General features: G+C 42.4%; 18 protein-coding genes and 2 pseudogenes. 18 read left to right on the top strand and 2 right to left on the bottom strand.

Going from position 1 to position 17,838, the window contains the following annotated elements:
- The first annotated feature begins 21 nt into the window (after positions 1-21).
- Both EI981_RS13730 and EI981_RS13735 read left to right on the top strand, forming a co-directional pair.
- The gene (locus EI981_RS13730; RefSeq protein WP_126999016.1) at positions 22-186 is read left to right on the top strand and encodes an AAA family ATPase; all 165 of its coding nucleotides are present in this window, start codon (positions 22-24) and stop codon (positions 184-186) included.
- A gap of 138 nt (positions 187-324) precedes the next feature.
- A complete protein-coding gene (locus EI981_RS13735; protein WP_126999018.1) occupies positions 325-705 on the top strand; it encodes a winged helix-turn-helix transcriptional regulator in 381 nt (126 codons plus the stop codon).
- Between the two features lie 48 nt (positions 706-753).
- On the opposite strand, the gene EI981_RS13740 is transcribed toward EI981_RS13735, so the two are convergent.
- Positions 754-1,824: an SDR family oxidoreductase gene (locus EI981_RS13740; RefSeq protein WP_126999021.1), complete on the bottom strand. Its 1,071-nt coding sequence runs from the start codon at positions 1,822-1,824 to the stop codon at positions 754-756.
- A gap of 288 nt (positions 1,825-2,112) precedes the next feature.
- Between EI981_RS13740 and EI981_RS13745 the strand changes: the two genes are divergently transcribed.
- From EI981_RS13745 to EI981_RS13790, 9 genes and pseudogenes are all read left to right on the top strand, one after another.
- Positions 2,113-2,934, top strand: a complete 822-nt coding sequence (locus EI981_RS13745; protein ID WP_126999023.1) for a MerR family transcriptional regulator — start codon at positions 2,113-2,115, stop codon at positions 2,932-2,934.
- 132 nt (positions 2,935-3,066) lie between these two features.
- Positions 3,067-3,831: an SDR family oxidoreductase gene (locus tag EI981_RS13750; protein WP_126999025.1), complete on the top strand. Its 765-nt coding sequence runs from the start codon at positions 3,067-3,069 to the stop codon at positions 3,829-3,831.
- Between the two features lie 1,465 nt (positions 3,832-5,296).
- Positions 5,297-5,830, top strand: a pseudogene (locus EI981_RS13760) (cysteine hydrolase family protein).
- 355 nt (positions 5,831-6,185) lie between these two features.
- Complete coding sequence (locus tag EI981_RS13765; protein ID WP_162616169.1) at positions 6,186-6,656, top strand: GNAT family N-acetyltransferase; 471 nt, start codon at positions 6,186-6,188, stop codon at positions 6,654-6,656.
- 304 nt (positions 6,657-6,960) lie between these two features.
- Positions 6,961-7,662, top strand: coding sequence for a glycosyltransferase family 2 protein (locus EI981_RS13770; RefSeq protein ID WP_227011844.1), 702 nt, complete (start codon positions 6,961-6,963; stop codon positions 7,660-7,662).
- Positions 7,663-8,168: 506 nt separating this feature from the next.
- The gene (locus EI981_RS13775; protein ID WP_162616170.1) at positions 8,169-8,294 is read left to right on the top strand and encodes a hypothetical protein; all 126 of its coding nucleotides are present in this window, start codon (positions 8,169-8,171) and stop codon (positions 8,292-8,294) included.
- 218 nt (positions 8,295-8,512) lie between these two features.
- A pseudogene (locus EI981_RS13780) lies at positions 8,513-9,168 on the top strand (Type 1 glutamine amidotransferase-like domain-containing protein).
- Entirely contained in the window at positions 9,155-9,643 is a 489-nt protein-coding gene (locus EI981_RS13785) for a hypothetical protein (RefSeq protein ID WP_126999033.1), read from the top strand. Before EI981_RS13780 ends, EI981_RS13785 begins: the two are co-directional and overlap by 14 nt.
- Before the next feature lie 170 nt (positions 9,644-9,813).
- The gene (locus tag EI981_RS13790) at positions 9,814-10,317 is read left to right on the top strand and encodes a GNAT family N-acetyltransferase (protein ID WP_126999035.1); all 504 of its coding nucleotides are present in this window, start codon (positions 9,814-9,816) and stop codon (positions 10,315-10,317) included.
- A gap of 321 nt (positions 10,318-10,638) precedes the next feature.
- Here EI981_RS13790 and EI981_RS13795 read toward each other — a convergent pair whose 3' ends face one another.
- Entirely contained in the window at positions 10,639-11,715 is a 1,077-nt protein-coding gene (locus EI981_RS13795; protein WP_227011845.1) for an MFS transporter, read from the bottom strand.
- 72 nt (positions 11,716-11,787) lie between these two features.
- Between EI981_RS13795 and EI981_RS13800 the strand changes: the two genes are divergently transcribed.
- The 7 genes from EI981_RS13800 (at position 11,788) to EI981_RS13830 (ending at position 17,627) form a co-directional block, all read left to right on the top strand.
- A complete protein-coding gene (locus tag EI981_RS13800; protein ID WP_126999037.1) occupies positions 11,788-12,537 on the top strand; it encodes a hypothetical protein in 750 nt (249 codons plus the stop codon).
- Between the two features lie 114 nt (positions 12,538-12,651).
- Complete coding sequence (locus tag EI981_RS13805; protein ID WP_126999039.1) at positions 12,652-13,494, top strand: hypothetical protein; 843 nt, start codon at positions 12,652-12,654, stop codon at positions 13,492-13,494.
- Between the two features lie 57 nt (positions 13,495-13,551).
- A complete protein-coding gene (locus EI981_RS13810) occupies positions 13,552-13,932 on the top strand; it encodes an Imm1 family immunity protein (RefSeq protein ID WP_126999041.1) in 381 nt (126 codons plus the stop codon).
- Positions 13,933-13,962: 30 nt separating this feature from the next.
- Positions 13,963-14,214 carry a YgjP-like metallopeptidase domain-containing protein gene (locus EI981_RS13815; protein WP_227011846.1) on the top strand — a complete coding sequence of 84 codons (252 nt, stop codon included), beginning with the start codon at positions 13,963-13,965 and terminating at the stop codon, positions 14,212-14,214.
- Between the two features lie 12 nt (positions 14,215-14,226).
- Complete coding sequence (locus EI981_RS13820) at positions 14,227-15,591, top strand: SMI1/KNR4 family protein (protein ID WP_126999043.1); 1,365 nt, start codon at positions 14,227-14,229, stop codon at positions 15,589-15,591.
- A 408-nt stretch (positions 15,592-15,999) separates the two neighbouring features.
- The gene (locus tag EI981_RS13825; protein WP_126999045.1) at positions 16,000-16,785 is read left to right on the top strand and encodes a class I SAM-dependent methyltransferase; all 786 of its coding nucleotides are present in this window, start codon (positions 16,000-16,002) and stop codon (positions 16,783-16,785) included.
- Positions 16,786-16,988: 203 nt separating this feature from the next.
- On the top strand, positions 16,989-17,627 hold the full coding sequence (locus tag EI981_RS13830) for a GNAT family N-acetyltransferase (RefSeq protein WP_227011847.1): 639 nt from the start codon (positions 16,989-16,991) through the stop codon (positions 17,625-17,627).
- Positions 17,628-17,838: the final 211 nt, after the last annotated feature.

Below are 17,838 nucleotides of genomic sequence, written 5' to 3' on the forward strand. Positions count from 1 at the left end.
GTGCTAGAGAATAAATTTTTTGTGGATGATTTTATCATAATAACAGGTGGGCCTGGTGCCGGTAAAACAACTCTGCTCTATGAAATACAAAAAAATGGCTATAGCTTCATTCCGGAAGTCGCAAGGGAAATTATACAAACACAGGTTTCTTCTATATTGGTTCCGTTGATGAGATGCTTATTCTAGCCGGACAGATTACGCTAACGGGCAGGATAGCGTAATACTTTGGTTGTAGTTATAATGTTTTATACGGGCATAAATGGCTCCAATTCATTAGGAGTTATCTATGACCTGTGTCGAAATATTCGAAAAGGGGCAAGTTATGTGCAAAAGACTGAAAAGATTTACAACACTGCAGTAGAGGCAACTCTAGAGGTGATTGGTGGTAAATGGAAACCTGTTATTCTCTTTCATCTGACATTTGGTAAGAAACGTAATAATGAATTTAGGTGCTTGATCCCCGCAATTACTCAAAAGGTGTTAACGCAGCACCTTCGGGAACTTGAAGAGGAGGGCGTTATCTTACGTACTTCCTATAATCAGGTACCACCGAGAGTTGAGTATGAATTGACAGACTACGGCTGGAGTCTAAAGGAACTCCTACATCTGATGTGCCGTTGGGGGGATTCGCATATAGAGAGAAAGTACGAGGGAAAGGCTACCGTTCTGGTTAATCCAATGCATACAGACGTAAATAACAGTTAAGAAACCGACCCAATATATACGGTCGGCTTTCTTATTTTATACGATAGTTTACGGGATAACTTTACGTTTGCGGAAGTCGTCGAAGATGTTCATAAACATTGCTTCGGTATCGACGAATTCGTGAAAGCCTAAACGACGAGCCTTCGTTCCGTCGGCAAAAAAATCGTAATCCCATGCAAACACGAAATCGCCGAATTGCCAAGAGGATACATCTTTATAGGTATTCCGAGCAAGCCCATGCTTCTCAACCATTTTGATCCAAAGCTTCTCCTTGTCCGCCATAACAACGTCCAGAGACATCTGCAACGGAGGCGCAGTTTCCATGCCAAAGTATTGAGCGATCTTCGGCCATAACTCACTCCAACGAAACAGATCCCCGTTCGTAATGTTGAATGCCTGATTCGTACAGCGCTCGTCGGTCGCCGCCCACACTGTTGCCTTTGCGAGAAGCCCAGCGTCTGTCATCTCCAATAGGCTGTTGTAAGCTCCCGGCTTACCTGGAAACCGCAAAGGGATTCCAAGTTCCTTCGAAATTGAAGCATAAATCGCTATGACCATTGCGAGGTTCATCGGATTTCCAAGCGAGAAGCCGCAGACTACAGAAGGACGGAGTGCCGACCAAGTCCAAGCCTTACCTTTTTGCCGCTGTTCTAAGAAATCTTGCTGATCAATATTGAACTCAGGAGGCATGTGGTTGGCGTCTGTCTCACGAGCAGGAGTTTTGAACGGGCCGAGATGTGCACCGTATACCTTGTATCCCTGCATCAGACTGACATGTTTTAAGCCCGGCGCGATTGGTTCGATCACTTCTATGATGTTCACTAACATGGCGAGATTCGGTGGAACAAGTTCAGCCCAAGTTGGACGGTCTTGGTAAGCAGCATAAAAAATGTGTGTTACCTCAGTTAAATCACTTAACTTCTCGTGAAGATTGTCTATATTGAGTAGATCCGCAGCCACATATCGAACATGATTGCTAGATTCCCCACCGCGACGCGATACGCCGATTACGTCCCAATCAGGGAGAGTGATGAGGTGATCGATGAGGTTGCGACCTATAACACCATTTGCACCTACGACCAAGGCGACTTTACGTGTTGTTGTAGATTCATTATTCATATTGTTGCATCTCCTTTTGTACTATTCTTTGTACAACTGTATTTTGCATCAACTACCCATACATAGGAAGTACGCACTTTAAAGTAACATAAGCACATTAAAGTAATCGAGGGATATTCAGACGAAAAGAAGTGAGTCAACTTTCTCGTTGCTTTCTTAATCATCATTTTTATGATACGGATCAGCGCGTTAGCAGTAATGGCAAGTTTTTCTCACTGATATTTCTTTATGATTTTCGTTAATATATAGTATTGGATAAAGTAGATTTGATAAGGAGTCAGTTGTGAAATGCTAAAGATTAGTGCTTTTTCAAAGTTAAGTGGTATTTCCGTCAAGGCATTAAGATTTTACGATAGCGTGAAGCTGCTCGAGCCCGCCGTTATAGATCCTAATAATGGCTATCGGTACTACACCCAGGAGCAGCTTCTGACCGTTAAGCGCATTACCGCCTTTAAGGAACATGGCTTCACGCTGGATCAAATAAAAACCCTTCTGGAAGAACATCCATTACCTGAAGTAAAACTAAAGTTAGCCGATAAGAAGAAAGAACTTGAGCGTTCCATCCTGGAAGCGCAGCAGCAGTTGAAAGAAATCGATAACAGGATTGCCCGCGTCGAAGAAGCGGATCAGCGCCAACATGAAACACCGATAACCGTTCGCAGCGTTCAGCCTCAACTTACGGCTTCGATTCGTGATATCGTTCCGCGTGCGCATCTATGTCTACTGCTTGACGAACTCACAAAGTATGTCAATTCGTATGGAGAGGGCGAAGGACGTGACCTGACGATTCTATGGTATGATCATGGCGGCACGTACACGGATCAAGTCGAGCTAGAGGTTGCAGTACCGCTGACAAAGACTATTCCAAGCAACGAAAGAGTGAATGTCCGCTTACTGCCCGAGTTAAAAGCGGCCGCTTCCCTTGTACACCTCTGTAGCCCTTACGATGACTCTTGCCTTGCTGCCGATCAGTTAGCATCATGGATCTCGTCTCAAGGCTATGTCCGTTCCTATATAGATCCGATCCGTGAAACCTATTTAACTTCGGACAAAGATATTTACGGAAAAATGCGCTTGGCCGAATTGCTCTTTCCCCTTGAGCTTGGTTAAGATCATTAGTATCTCCGTGCCTCCTTCCGGAGTTCATTTTTTCTCACTGAAAATAGTTTTGTAATCCCTCTTGACTCTCCCCTTTACGGGAAGGTATACAGTAGCATTACACATCATAAGGGAGTGAGATCTATGAAACGATTGGAAGGAAAAATTGCATTAGTCACAGGCGGAAGTCGTGGTATTGGAAAAGGAATTGCGCTGCAACTGGCGCAAGAGGGCGCTCTGGTTATCGTTCACTATGGCAACCGCCGTGTTGCTGCAGAAGAAGTTGTCCACGCCATTAGAGCGCATGGTGGACAAGCTTTGGCTATAGGAGCAAATCTCGATACCGTTGCCGGGGTAACGGATTTGGTTCAAACAATGAAGGAAACGCTCCTTCGCCTAACTGGCCAGAACCGGATCGATATTCTCGTAAATAATGCCGGTATAGGAACTTCCAAAACATTAGAGGAAACTACGGAGGAAGAATTCGACGCGATATTTGCAGTGAATGTAAAAGCACCGTTTTTTCTCGTCCAGCAAACTTTGCAGCTTCTACGTGACGGAGGAAGAGTGATTAACATCTCTTCAGGCGTTACACGAATTGCGTATCCCCATATCATGGCGTACAACTTGACGAAAGGTGCTATAAATACGTTTACACTGCAACTTGCGAAATTATTAGGGCCCCGCGGTATTACAGTTAATGCCGTACTCCCTGGCATCGTCGATACGGACGTGAATGCGGAATGGCTGCATACGCCGGAAGGCCAACAACATGCAGCCGAAATGTCAGCACTTGGCAGGATCGGCGAACCTTCGGATATTGCGGACATCGTGGCTTTCCTCTCGTCATCGGACGGCCGTTGGATTACCGGACAGATGGTCGATGCCACAGGCGGATCACACTTATAAGTTCAATCATCAGTCCTTCTAGGCAAATGGAGGGGCTGTTTTTTATGTTTAATCATCGTAAAACTTGCCTTTACTTATGGTAAATTAACGGTGAGCTCGTTGAATTATCAGTATACCGTGGGAAGTTCTCCTTATTGTCAACACTGCCAGTAGGTGCGGTTATTCTCGCTAATTCGCAGAACTTCAAATGCTTTACGAAAGTCATCATGAGTAGGGCTTTTACAATTCGGGTCTTGCGGTAGTGTTGTTTGGACACCTTCCGATAGCAATCGTATATGTACATTACATTACTGTAAATAATTTGGCTACAGTTTGGGATTATGTAATTGGTATAGCTTTCATGATTATTTGTTATGTAGTTGTTATACGTATGATTATTCCAAAATGTGTGGCAGACATAAATTCTTCTTATCCTTTTGATGAAGTAGAAATGAATAGATTTAAGGAGTGAAAAGGTAGTTTTATACTTCAATCTTAATCTTCATATAAATGACAGACTGCCGGGTGGAGTATCCCGCTTTTCTGTTAAGTTTTCAGAGTATATCATGGATCTTGTTCTAACAACCAAAGGGGATTAACACTGTTAAGCTAACGGAACACGATAACTTAATAAATTTGTAAAACGCGGCTGCCGGCATATATCGGCAGCCGATTTGAGCAAACCGGATCAGCGGTGAGTTGTGTACGTAGAGGTGTCGGAGGACAAGAACATAGACCTAATTGAATCCGTGTCTAATGACACAAATGTGACCCCATTGTAGGATTTTGACACAAAATTGGGTACATTGTAGGCTCAATAGGTTGAAGTTCAAAATAATTGGATTCTTCAACTTTAAGAATATTTGAGACTTCTTTTGGAAAAAGTAATCTGTAATATATTTTTGGTTTTATGATTAATAATTTTTGATTATTCTGCTACATGACGTGCATCTTCTACAGTTAGCTTTCCAGTTACAATATCGTTCATCAAGTTTAATGCCATAAAATTCGCTGCTTCTTGGTCACATTTAGCCGTAGCTTCACCAACCGTTCGTTCTGGATATAAACTACCTAAAACCATGCTAAGTCTTCAAAAAATGAACAGGGACTTTATAATCAATGGTTTGTTCTAAATAATCAAGATACGGAGTTGGAGAGTTATAAAGGACTGTCCGCTGATGAACAATCGTCCGCTTCCAAGGACCATTATTATGCTGCATGGCTAAGCAAAAGGGATTTCGAGGAAGATTATTCAGCAGACAACTCTGCATTGGCTTAGTCCGTCGGGGTTCTGTTAACTATAAGATTTGATGAGTACACCTAAATGAAGCACAAGCAAGTGTGGATTAGACAGAATAAGAGACGATCTTTGGAGATCGTCTCTTGCGGTACGCCCAGCATGGGCGTTATCTATACGGTGAAAGTCCGGAGCACATGTTATAAAAGCTTGAGCTTTGGGAATATAAGAATGAACGGAGGAAAGTCTATGAATAAAAAAAATACTACTGCATTACTAATAATTGATGTTCAAATAGGTTCATTTTGGGAGAAGAAACCCTTATTTGAAGGTGATGAATTATTGAATAACATTCAAATCCTCATTTCACAGGCACATATTAAGCAGGCACCAGTATTTTTTACGAAACACAATGGGAAAGTAGGTTCTCTTATTCAAAAAGGAACTCCTGGTTGGGATATCCATCCATCGATCCATCTATTAAATGAGGAAATTATAATAGAAAAGAATCATCCTGATTCATTCCAGCAGACAGACCTCGAACAACAATTAGTAACTAAGAAAATAAGTCGAATCATTATAACAGGAATTTAATCGGAAATTTGCGTAGATGCTACTTGTCGACGAGCCTTTAGTAAAGGCTATGAAGTTATTCTTGTTAAAGATGGACATAGTACATACAATTCAAATATTTTTACAGCTGCTCAAATTATTGATCACCACAATGAAATACTTGGCCAATGGTTTGCCAATGTAAAAAAGACGGAAGAGATTGTCTTTTAGATTCATTTTTTGTCTCAGTGCACTGCTAAAGAGTTAAGTACATTTATATGTTGTCTTTATAATTATGGTGCTGAGTTGGCCCGAATTGAATTGCAACCCACGCTGAGCCAAAGCGATGATGAAAATTTGTGCTTCCGAACATGCTAAGTGAAAAGACATCAAGGGAGTGGAGCAGGATGGCAAGAAGAAAGAGGAGATATGCGTTACCAGGGGTGAGCCAAAATCAATCATGTCGGAGGACAAGAACATACACGCATAAGTCGCTGATTCAGCGGCTTTTTATTTTCTGGCGGATTTTTAGAACCTTTGTCGAATGAGTGGAAGTCAGAAGGAATCTAAGAGGTGTATTTCGTATATGAAATGGAATAGGTCTACGCTGAAAGGGTGGTTGTATCATGCAGACGTCAATTATCCTAATAATGAAGCTTTCTTTAAAGAAGTCTTGTTGCAACTCCACAACCAAGAACGCACACACCTCTCTTATCTTGAAATAAATGGCCATACCGCTGCAGCCTGGCTCACTATGATCTATGCAGACAAAGCATATATGTACATGATCGCATCACCTAAGCATTACGCGGAATATGGAGTTGGGTTAGTATTGACCAATCAGGTGATTCGTCATCTCATGAATACCAGTAGCTGCTTGCGAGAAATCGATTTTCTAAGCGGTCAGCAGGATTACAAATTTTACTGGGCAGATCGCATAAAAATCAACTATCATATCCGGTTCATTAACCGAGCACGTAGAACCAAGCTGCTTCGGGCCTATTCCCTCATTCAATTCAATAAGCCGCGATTGAAGTCGCTCCTCACACAACGTTAACTCGCAAAACCCAATCCCTCCGTTAGGGTGGGGGATTGATTAAAGACTTCTCTGTATTGCTCCTATTTAGAGCGATATACGAACTCCTCTACCTTCACCCAGTACTTGAACCAGTCTGATCATCGCACTGTCATAGTCTCCTGTTAAGCTGAGAAGTATGCCTCGTGACATCCAGCTTTGCCCGCCGCGGACTTCGCAGTGTCTCCGTTGCGATACGGTAAGAGTGGATCTAGTCTATAGGTCTTCATCCAAGCGTTTCCCCCCTGGAGTCCATAAAATGATATATACGAATGGAGGGGGAGCATTGAACAAACCTAGCGTCTCGATCATTGCCTGCACGAATCGTCCTGAGTTTTTCACAAACATCTTGAACAACTACCGCAATCAGCGCTATCTATATAAAGAGTTAATCATCATCGTCAACAAGAATGCTATCGATATCCGACCGCTTCGCCAACAAGCGCGTTCACTTCCGAACGTATCGGTTTATCAGGTCCCCGAGCGAATCTCGTTAGGCCAATGCCTGAATTGCGGCATCGCAAGAGCCAGGCACACACTAATTGCCAAGTTTGATGACGACGATTATTACGCTCCGAACTATCTAAAGGAGCAGGTCAAGGCTCTCATTCTTACACGTAGCTCCGTTGTCGGTAAACACTCCTGTCTCGTCTACCTCGCCGGCAGCAAGAAATTGGTTATCCGGTCTCCGGAGGAGAGAGATAAATTTGTGAATTTTGTTCAGGGGGGAACTATCTTATTCCGGAGCAACGTACTGAAGGATGTGCGGTTTGCCGATATCTCCCTTGGGGAAGACGTGCGGTTTTTAAGAAGTTGTGGCAAGAAAGGGCACAAGATATACTCCACTTCCCCATATAACTACGTTTACATTCGCAGAAAGAATAAAGGTACTCATACTTGGAAGGTAAACGACCGATTTTACTTGCGAGGAAGCCAGTCGGTCGCGGTGACCAAGCATTATCGCTCTTTCGCTAATCGGAAAGCATAACGCTAAAGGAGTTAAAAAGGCCCTGTATGCCATTTGATCGAAGATTTTTGATAGAAAAGAGAAAGTGGCAAATCAGGTGTCAGGTGACAAGAACATATACCGTTTACCGATCTTGGACAAGAACATGTATCGTTAACCGTAATTAAGATTGATTATCAATTAAGTGCTATGGGAATGATCTAAATGTGGGGATGGGGGAGTGCTTTTTATTAATCTATCCCCGAAAATTCTCGAATTCACTTTATGGTCATACTGAGATGAACGCATCGTTATGGGACCCTAAAGTAGTGATTCACTTCGGTGTCAACTTCTGTCCGAGCGACCATAAGCGACGAAGAACTAGAGTACTATCGCAGAGGACAGTTGATCTTGCGACTCGAATTAGCGGAAGTCCGACGAGCACAAGGGATTGACCTCTGGATCTCACCAGCACAAGGGGATGTAGCCCGCCCTATGGTGGGCGCACAGGATTTGCGGGCATGACTGCTATTTGGTCGTACGCGGGGTTGCCGACGATTAGCCTCCCAGGAGGTCAAGCGAAAGGGTTGCCGCTTGGTTTTCAATGCATTGCCGATTTTGGACAGGATGAATTTTTGCTGCACCATGCTGAGCGAATAGCTCGACTGTTGTAAGAAGAATCGTTGATGTTCTTACGCTTATCGGTGAGGTTAGTATCTTATTTTAAAAACGAGAGACCATAGATCAAAACAAAAAAATTGATATAATTGTGTCACAATCATTACATTTGACTCCGCAAACGGGGCATCTTGAGAGTATTGTGTTGGTGACAAGAAAACAGAATGAGTAACGTAGGAAATTAATTTATTTACACTTTACTACGGGGGTACATATGAAAATTCACTATTATTTAGGTTGGTTTAACAATTTTTTTCCAGAGAATCTGAGCAAGGTGTTACAGGAGGATATAACTGATAGAAAATCGCTTGCTATGATTAGCTCGAATCCATCTTTTTATGAAGATGATGGTACTACTGAACGCTCGTGGCTTGACCAGGCCGGCATTATGTTTGATGAATATCATTTAATTAACTATCGCGTACAGAAGGAAGATGCCCAAACGTTAATTCAAAATGCTTCAGTCATTTTCTTGTTGGGTGGAATACTATTAAACAAAATGGGTTTTTGATGGAATATGAATTGTCGGATTTGATTAAAAAAAGCAGAGCCGTTGTGATTGGAGCAAGCGCTGGTGCGATCAACATGTCCGCTAAATGGTTATGCTCGAAAAACTTTGGCTATAAAGTTGAAATAAGCTCTGTTTACGACGGAATCGGCCTTGACGATTTTTCCGTCCTGTCTCATTTTGATCTTGAAAATAACATTGCGTTGGTTCAAGGCGAACTGTCTCCCTTATCGGAAGAAATGAATATTTATGCGTCGAACAAAGATTTCGCTGTACGTGTAAAGGGAGACAAAATCGACATTTTAGGCAATGTATATTTAATTTCCCACTCAAAGATTCAGAAATTAGATGAGACGCTCTAGTTGTGGTGAATGGCTAACACACGAGTTTTTTCTTGTTATCAACGAGTTTGAATTTAAAGACAGATATGAATGGTACAGTACTGATCGGCATATATGGGAAAATAAAGCTGTATTATCGGATGATATTATCCTGTACATGATGGACTTCTTGAACTGGGTTCCCTCATTTAACCCCGAAACTAAAGAGAGTGGAAATGGACTAAATTACTATGGGATAACCGTTATTCATAACGTTGGTGCAGATAAGCTAATAAGTGTATTAGACAAGTGGCTGAATTTATTTGATGAAGCACCAGACACATTTAGTTTAAGAGGAGATACCATTTGGAAAGAAGAGGATAACGGAGAAGGTTACTGGGAGCAAACAATAAATAGGATGAATAGAGAAAGAATGCAAAGTGAATTAAACCAATTGATTGGGTTAGCTGTCAAAGCTACGAATAATAATCAATTAATTATTCATTTTGGAATCTAAAACAACCAGGTCCATTAAATTAACGAGGAACTTTAGTGCAAAATGCAATAATAAGGGCAGCGATCACTTAGATCAGCTGCCTTTGCTCAACTAACGGGCAGTTTAGCGAAGTAGATAAGTTGATTATGGTTTATGTTAGAATTGACCAAAGGGAAACGGGAGGAATCTTGATGAATATTAGAGTTTTGGATGAGCACGATGCAAGGTTCTATCAGGAATTGCGATTAAGTGCCCTGAGAATAAATCCAGAGGCTTTTGGTTCGACTTACGAGCGAGAAGTAAAATTTTCATTGGAAATGGTAGTAGAGCGAATTAAGCCCACAGAGGGCAAGTTTGTACTTGGAGCTTTTGATAATAATGGTTCGTTAGTTGGAATCGTAGCTTTTGTAAGGGAAAGCGTTCTGAAAACCGTCCATAAAGGCAATGTTTTCGGGATGTATGTGGCACCCGAAAAGAGAGGTATAGGCTTGGGGAAATCGCTATTGCTTGAACTAATTAATAAAGCAAGAGCGTGCGAAGGAATAGAGCAAATAAACTTAGCCGTTATGTCTGAAAATGACTATGCAAAAAAGCTTTACAATTCCATAGGATTCAAAGTATATGGTGTGGAACAAAGAGCCTTAAAGTACAACGGTATGTATTTTGATGAGGATTTTATGGTTCTAAGACTGTAAATCCGCTCAACAAACGGATACGATAGTTCAACAAATACATGGAGCAGTTTGCCGGTGGCAGCTTCTCCATGTATTTGTTGATGCATTTATGCGTGGTGACGGAAACAATCACCACCGCTGCAATCATTTCTTAATCTACTAATAGTAAGTTTAAGCGAGTAATAAGCGACTATTCAACTAACCTTTAAATTCCATAAAGATTGTTAGCCGCGCGAACATTACGAGATAATAGGAATCGGAATGATAGATATGAGACGACAAGTAGTATAGAGACGATTATAAATAATACAGAGCCACTTGTCTGGATGAATACGATACCGCCTAAATAAGGTCCAATGGAACGAGATATATCCCAATGTGTTCCATGAATTGAGAAGTATAGCGCTCGATTCGTAACTGGTGCAATACCAGCGACGTACTGATGAAGCCTAGTAGTCCTAAGCTTTCTCCGATTGTCATCGTCAATTGAGCCACCAGTAAAGGCCATAACACGGAGGAGAACCCGTATAAAAGTGATGTCATGGTATAACAGAGACAAGTGATTAACATGATGGTTATGAGCGACATATGCTCCGTTTTTTTGATAAGCCAGACTTGCAGTCCAACAGATAGGCAAGCTTTTACGGTAGCCAGAATTGCGATCACAGACAAGTGATCGGTAAAGATAGCTTGAGCATGTATACGAAAAGTTGTTTCTGTCTGTGCATAAAAGAAACTGATTGGTAATGTACACAGCATAAGAAGGATCACATGCTGGTGAAGGAAAACGAACTGTTTTGTTCGTCTGAATACAGATCGTGACTTATCTATAGAACGATCGCTCTGAGAATCTTGAACAACGACCGTTGCCAAAGGTTCATTCAGGTGATTTAGCGGTGCAGTCTCATGGGTGGTCTTCCAAAATACAAGCAAGTAGATGAGGAGCGAACATGCTTGCAAACCGAATACGAGAGCGGGCTCCAAGACAAATACCAGCAAACCGAGTACAGGACCAAGTCCTTGCCCGATATACCCCAAGGTGTTTAATACACCATATACTTCCGCACGCTTCTCATCCGGGACAATATCGGCAATCTGAGCCCGTTCTGCCGGAATGTAGAGGGACTGGCCAATTCCATTCAGGATATATAAAAATGCGAATAACCAAACTGAATCAGCAAGCATAAATCCTGTCATCGCTCCCATTTGTAATGACAAGGCGAATATGATGATGAGCTTTCTCCCGTAACGATCCGTAATACTGCCGCCTGCGATGGTAACTACAATCTCTGCTAAAGGTTGCAATCCGACGATAATCAAAGGCAACAGAACGGAACCGTCCAACTTCTCGTATAAGTACAAGAGTAGAAAGGGCGCTAGCATCGAACCAGTTAGACTTGTTAGCAACTCTCCAAACATTCTGACTTGCAGCGTGGTATGATAGTTTTCACGAAAGGTAGTCTATTGAACGATCGGGAGGGAGTTATATTTTTGCGTTATGACATTGAGATTGCTTGCACATCTTATCTGACACTTCACGAACAAAAACAGCGGATCAAGTCGTTTTTGATAGAGTATGTTGGCACAGTGCACTTTTCTCTTATTGAGACAGGTTCATCTATAACAGCCGTACAAGAGGAAACCGTTTTTTTCGAATGGGTTAATGCAGGCAGACCAGACCGAACAACTAAAGAATTGTTTCTTTTTGAGTGGACGGAACAAGAGAGACGGAGTGGGCATTTCTTATTGAAATGTAGCTTTTTTAACCGTTTGGAAGATAACAGCAGACAGAAGCAATTCGAGAAAATCGTCTTGCAAATAAAAGAGCATATGGAACATCCCACTTTGACACTCTATATCACTCAAAAAGATAATCTCATCGATGTACGGCAATTTCATCGTCGTGGTGATGGGAATATCGGCTACGGCTTGTACCCTTATGCTGAAGATGAGAAGGGGCATTGGCGTGATAATTTGGGTGTCGGCTTATGGATATATCGCGAGGATTTTCATCTTTTATACGAAGGAATCAAGGAGGTATATCCACTTAAGGGCTTTGAGAATTTTGATCATACCGCTATGAATTTCATTAGTAAATCGGAATGGAAAGTGATCCTGAACCATTGGTCTATACTAGCAATCAGTAACCCATCCAGCGCTGAATTTATTGATTATGTAGGTCGATGGGTGGTAGCAACGCTAGAGCATGTGGATGAAATTGCTATCGAAGGGAATTTGTAATTTGCTGATGCAAAGGAGATAGAGGCGCTGGATGTTGGGAACTGATTCCGGTGTTTTTTATGTGACACAATAAGTAGAAAGGTAGAAGTTGGCAATTAGGAACGGAGGGAAAGCTTGCTTAAGTGGAATAGCGATGTATGGGGAAAGCTGACAGGACCGTACAGTTCTGCAGAAAACGTATCTGTGTTATTGCAGCAGCTAATGCGGCATTATAGTCAGGAGATTTTTGATGAAATCTTCGAAGAGTACTTGTACCATCAAAATACGATATATACGGCTACATATGCAGCGATGCCATTTTTGGCACAAATAGCATGTTCCACATCTGATGCTGAAGTGCGCAAAGAGCTGTTTGTCAATTGCGGTATAATCGAGGCAAGCCGTGATGGGCACGATGAGGAGCCATTTCCAGAATCTTGGTCTGAACTGGCTGAAGATGTAGGCAGCTCTGTCTGTTCTGGATTGTATCGCGAATATGTAGAGGCCATTGAGAAACTCAAGGCGCTTACAGAGGAAGTATTCACCTATACAGCCCGTCATTCCATCGATGAGACGGAGAAACGTTTTATTCTTGTTGCGGATGCCGCTTATCGAGGTTCGTATATGCTTGCCGATATGTTGATGACTTTTATTAACGGTGATGAGTATGTGGCCGTGTGTCCGGCCTGCGAAAATGATATATTCATCTGGCCTCATGAAGATAATTCTGTAGAAATCGAAATACTTCAAGCCTATGAACAAGATCCCGTCTTTCACACTGATCAGGAATCCCATGTGATCGTCCCGGTCACGTCATTTGCAGATGAAGAAATACGAACATTAGTGGAGCGGGCGGAAGCGATCGGGGAGCAAACATTGGTTAGGCATCTGTATTATTTAGCAGGGGAAACATTTTGTCCATCCTGCCGTGAGAAAATTTCCGTATGGCCGTCTTTACTTAGCACATTTTCAAAGTAGAGCGCAAGTTATAAGTGAGCGAATCCCTTTTTATGTTACTGAAAGTAGGTCTTTCAAATGTATGCTAATGATTTTAACGGAGAAATTGTAGTAAATACAGAATCGCAGGTAGCTGAGTTTATTCAAAATCGTCCAGCATTTAATGCCAATCAGTTTATTTTTACCTTTGAAGAAAGTGGTATCTCTCAATTATGTGCTTTTGTTCGAAATGATTATTGTGTGTTGTATTTTTTAGATTCTGAACACAAGGGAACTTTTGCTTCTCACGGTGACGACAATATTAGGGACGAAACGATTACCTTTTACGAAAATGTTCTCGGCGGAGAAGTAGTTATAGCAAGTGCAATGGTTATTACAGTCGAACAAATGAATGATGCGTGCACAGAATTTTTCAAGACGAAAACTCGTCCAACATGTATTAAATGGATCGAATTGTAGTTTGTTAGTATATCGCTTTAACGTTGTAGGATGGGAGGACCGGTCCCATTAAGTATCCTTAAGATAGCTTTCGGGCTGTGCCTTTACGTCAAGCTAGCGAACGGCAACGTGACAGTATCTGCTCCACTCTCAATGAGCGACGAGGCGATAGAGCGGTTTGTGTGGACCAAAGTCAGTTGGATAAAGAAGCAGACTACGAATGTTCTACGCGTACTGAACGCTGCACTTGTACGTGGCGTAACCGTGGTGGGTAAGCGCTTCAAGCTTGAAAAATTGAAATAAGGAAGTGGCGAAATGTCAAAAGAATTGTTGGACAAGCTGCAAAGCTGGTATGACGATGATCAGCATGACAAAATTGTTGAAGCGATCGAGCAACTACCTGAATCGGAGCGGGACTACGAATTGGTGGGCCACTATGGCCGAGCGCTTAACAACTTGGGGCGCTACACGGAAGCTTTGCAACAGCTGCTGTCGGTAGAACAGCAAGGAAGACAGGATGCGACATGGAACTGGCGCATCGGCTATTCTTATTTCTACATGCATCAATGGGAAAAGGCGCTGTCCGCATTCGAGCAGTTCGATCGTCTGGAGCCTGGCGATGCAGATGTGGATAAGTACATAGAGGCTTGCCACGATATTATGGAGAGACAATCCGTGGCGATCAGGGAGATTACTCGTGTGCCTTTTCGCGAGCGCGACTTCAGTCAGTTCTGGGAGATGAGCGATTATGCGGACAAGAGTTATGTAGAGGCGCCGCCTACTGCCGAGATGATTGCTTCTATAGAAGAGGAGCTTGGGTACAAGCTTCCGGCAGATTATATTTGGCTGATGCAGCAACAGAATGGCGGCGTACCGGTCAATACTTGTTTTCCGACTGCCGTCTCGACCTCCTGGGCGGAGGATCATGTAGCCATTACGGGCATGATGGGGATCGGGCGCGAGAAAGCTTATAGTCTGGGCGGCAGTTTGGGCAGCAATTTTATGCAGGAAGAATGGGGCTATCCGGACATTGGGGTTGTCCTGTGCGATTGCCCGTCGGCAGGGCATGATGTCATTATGCTGGATTATCGCGCATGCGGCCGGGACGGTGAGCCTGCAGTTGTACATGTGGATCAAGAGGCTGGTTATTGGGTTACCTTCCTTGCGCCTAACTTTGCAACCTTTATCGCAGGACTGGTCAATGAGGAAGTATTCGACACCTCGGAGCAGGACAAGCTCGATGATTTGGACAAGGTGGAGTATGCGCAATTCTCATCTTTATTGCAATCTTTATGCGAGAACGCCGACGGAATAGATCGGATTGAAGCGGTCATTCGCAATATTTGTACCCAGATCGTAGAGGACAAAGGCTATTTTGCTTTTCATGCGGACGAGTTGTCCATGCTGATGTATGATATCCAGTTCTGGTTGTACGCCGGGGCAAACCCGGGAGTGACGCGAGCGCAGTATTTGGCGGAGTACGAAAAGATGATCGCCTTTGCGCAAGGCTTTAGCACCGGAGGATACGCGCCAGATTTTGTTTCCAGTTGGCTGGATGAACGGATCAAGCAGGGAGATATCGTAAACAAGGGAGGCGTGTTGAGCTTTACGGCGGCTGCAACAGAGCGGTTAGTGGGTAAGCTGATAGCGATCGAATCCGGCTTGGGTGATGAAGGGTGAGTAACTACACAAGTTCTACTATAGTCATTACTATGCACAACAAAAATCGAAAAATATAACGGTTAGCTCAGAAGTAACTTGAATCAAATCCGAGAGCGAGATCAATTAATGGTCAAATCACAAGAATCAGTTACGCTTTAAAAATTTTCTCAAATAACTGGGAATGGGACATGATAAAGCAGCTATCGAGTCCAGTCATCTCAGTATTAGCAATGAGATAAAGGAAAAAGCGAAGAAGACGAGCGTGTCATTACGGCATCACGAATCTCGTTGTCACGGATGGAAGTGCCGACGGCTGAATATTCTCTCAGCAGGAATTAACATAATTGAGTGGAATGTTACAGGAAGACGAAGTTGAACAAGAAGTCTAACAAACGCAGCTCGTAATCATGGAGAAGGAGGAGAAACATGGAAGAGCATAACAACCTTATCGTTAAAGAATTCAAGAAACAAGCGAAGGACTTTTCAAATCAGACATTATCGATGAACAATCAGGATTACATCAAATGGATGATACGATCTTTACAATTGAATAAACAGATGAAAGTGCTGGATGTTGCAGCTGGGACTGGAATTCTCAGCCGCGCGATAGCTCCGTACGTAGATCGTGTCGTTTCCGTTGATATATCTGAGGCCATGATTGAAGAAGGGATAACCCAGAACGATTTACAAGGTATCAACAATATCGAGTATATACATGGTCACGTTGAACAGCTTCCATTCGAAGAAGATACATTTGATCTGGTCATAAGCAGATTTGCTTTCCACCACTTTCTTAATCCGCTTCTTGTTCTTACTGAGATGACACGAGTATGCAAGAGCCAGGCAGACGTTGCTGTTATTGATATGATATCCGACGAAGATGAAACGTTGTCTGAGCAATATAATTATTATGAGAGATTACGAGATCCTTCCCATACACTTGCACTGACAAAGACACAGTTTATGGATTACTTCAATCAAGCAGGATTGGAAATACAGACTGAGGATGTTTTACAGGTACCTGTTAACGTAAATTCATGGCTAACTTTGACGAAAACAGAAGATAAGATTGCACAACATATTAAAACCTCATTACAACAAGAACTGATATCAAGTAATGAAATGACGGGGATGTTTCCTTTTGTGCAAGGAGATGAGTTGATGTTTAAGCAAACTTGGCTCCAAATCATCGGTAAAAAGAGAGCAATGTAGAGACAGTCACAGTTTCAGTTGATGAGAATGGGTTAGAGATGAATGGAGTCCCCGGGTTTATTCATTGAACCCGTTTGACACTTGATCGTGCTCTTTCAACCATTCACTCAGGTTGTGCAGATCATCTGAGGTTATATTTTTAGCTTGTACAGCAAACGTTGATGGAGGCAGGGAAAATGTTTCGAAAGCTAACGCCAATAGAGATGAAGGCAATCTTGAGTTCGATAAATAGGGAACAGCATTTTCAATACTATTCATACCTTACTTTCCGTAAACAAAATACGGTGCATTATGGACAGTATACAAACCAGGGCGAGTTGCTTGGAGTATTAGCCTTTTTAAAAGGGCTTCCATTTTGCGCCTTTTCTGTATTTCCCGTGCAGAAGTCATTTTGTTTTCGGTTAATGCTGTCGTTCATGAACGAACAACTGAATTTACCTAACGATACCGTCGGTAACGTTATTGTTAATGAAGAAGAAATGGAAGCTCTCGCTTCTCAGCTTGAGTTTCACAAGTCTCCGAAAAAGTTGCTTCTAATGAAACATATCCATAAGAAAGCGCTGCCTCCGGTGGATAAACGCATCTTACACTTGGGGCCACCTTATTTTGAGCTTATTGAGTCGAAAATGGCCGATCTGGGTACAATTGCTTTTACAAAAGAAGAATTACGGTACCCATTCTATGGAGTGATGGAACAAGATGAGCTGATTGCGGTAGGTGGATACCATATTTATAGTGAGGATTATGTTGAACTGGGAAATATCGGGACAGACGTCGCATGGAGAAGACAAGGCTATGGAAAAAAGATCTGTGCAGAGCTAACTCGATGGGGAGAACGATAACACCAAATGTTTATCTGAATGTCCTAGAGGAGAATGTAGGGGCAATCCGTCTATATCAGTCGATTGGTTACGAAATCATTTGTAAACAGTATATGGTTGAATTTGTTATTGATTGAGTTTATTTCTCTAGTTGCCGATTACAATCGTTTTGGAGTTTTCTTAATACAACACAAAATAGCAACTTAGAGCAAAACTATACGCTAAACCAGTG

The sequence above is a fragment of the Paenibacillus lutimineralis genome (assembly GCF_003991425.1).
Taxonomy (GTDB): Bacteria; Bacillota; Bacilli; order Paenibacillales; family Paenibacillaceae; genus Fontibacillus; species Fontibacillus lutimineralis.

Excerpts from the sequence above, each read along its gene's own strand:
- EI981_RS13740 (WP_126999021.1), bottom strand. The coding sequence starts at position 1,824 with ATGAATAATGAATCTACAACAACACGTAAAGTCGCCTTGGTCGTAGGT.
- EI981_RS13745 (WP_126999023.1), top strand. The coding sequence starts at position 2,113 with ATGCTAAAGATTAGTGCTTTTTCAAAGTTAAGTGGTATTTCCGTCAAG.
- EI981_RS13750 (WP_126999025.1), top strand. The coding sequence starts at position 3,067 with ATGAAACGATTGGAAGGAAAAATTGCATTAGTCACAGGCGGAAGTCGT.
- EI981_RS13765 (WP_162616169.1), top strand. The coding sequence starts at position 6,186 with ATGAAATGGAATAGGTCTACGCTGAAAGGGTGGTTGTATCATGCAGAC.
- EI981_RS13785 (WP_126999033.1), top strand. The coding sequence starts at position 9,155 with ATGAGACGCTCTAGTTGTGGTGAATGGCTAACACACGAGTTTTTTCTT.
- EI981_RS13790 (WP_126999035.1), top strand. The coding sequence starts at position 9,814 with ATGAATATTAGAGTTTTGGATGAGCACGATGCAAGGTTCTATCAGGAA.
- EI981_RS13795 (WP_227011845.1), bottom strand. The coding sequence starts at position 11,715 with ATGTTTGGAGAGTTGCTAACAAGTCTAACTGGTTCGATGCTAGCGCCC.
- EI981_RS13810 (WP_126999041.1), top strand. The coding sequence starts at position 13,552 with ATGTATGCTAATGATTTTAACGGAGAAATTGTAGTAAATACAGAATCG.
- EI981_RS13815 (WP_227011846.1), top strand. The coding sequence starts at position 13,963 with ATGGGAGGACCGGTCCCATTAAGTATCCTTAAGATAGCTTTCGGGCTG.
- EI981_RS13820 (WP_126999043.1), top strand. The coding sequence starts at position 14,227 with ATGTCAAAAGAATTGTTGGACAAGCTGCAAAGCTGGTATGACGATGAT.
- EI981_RS13825 (WP_126999045.1), top strand. The coding sequence starts at position 16,000 with ATGGAAGAGCATAACAACCTTATCGTTAAAGAATTCAAGAAACAAGCG.
- EI981_RS13830 (WP_227011847.1), top strand. The coding sequence starts at position 16,989 with ATGAAGGCAATCTTGAGTTCGATAAATAGGGAACAGCATTTTCAATAC.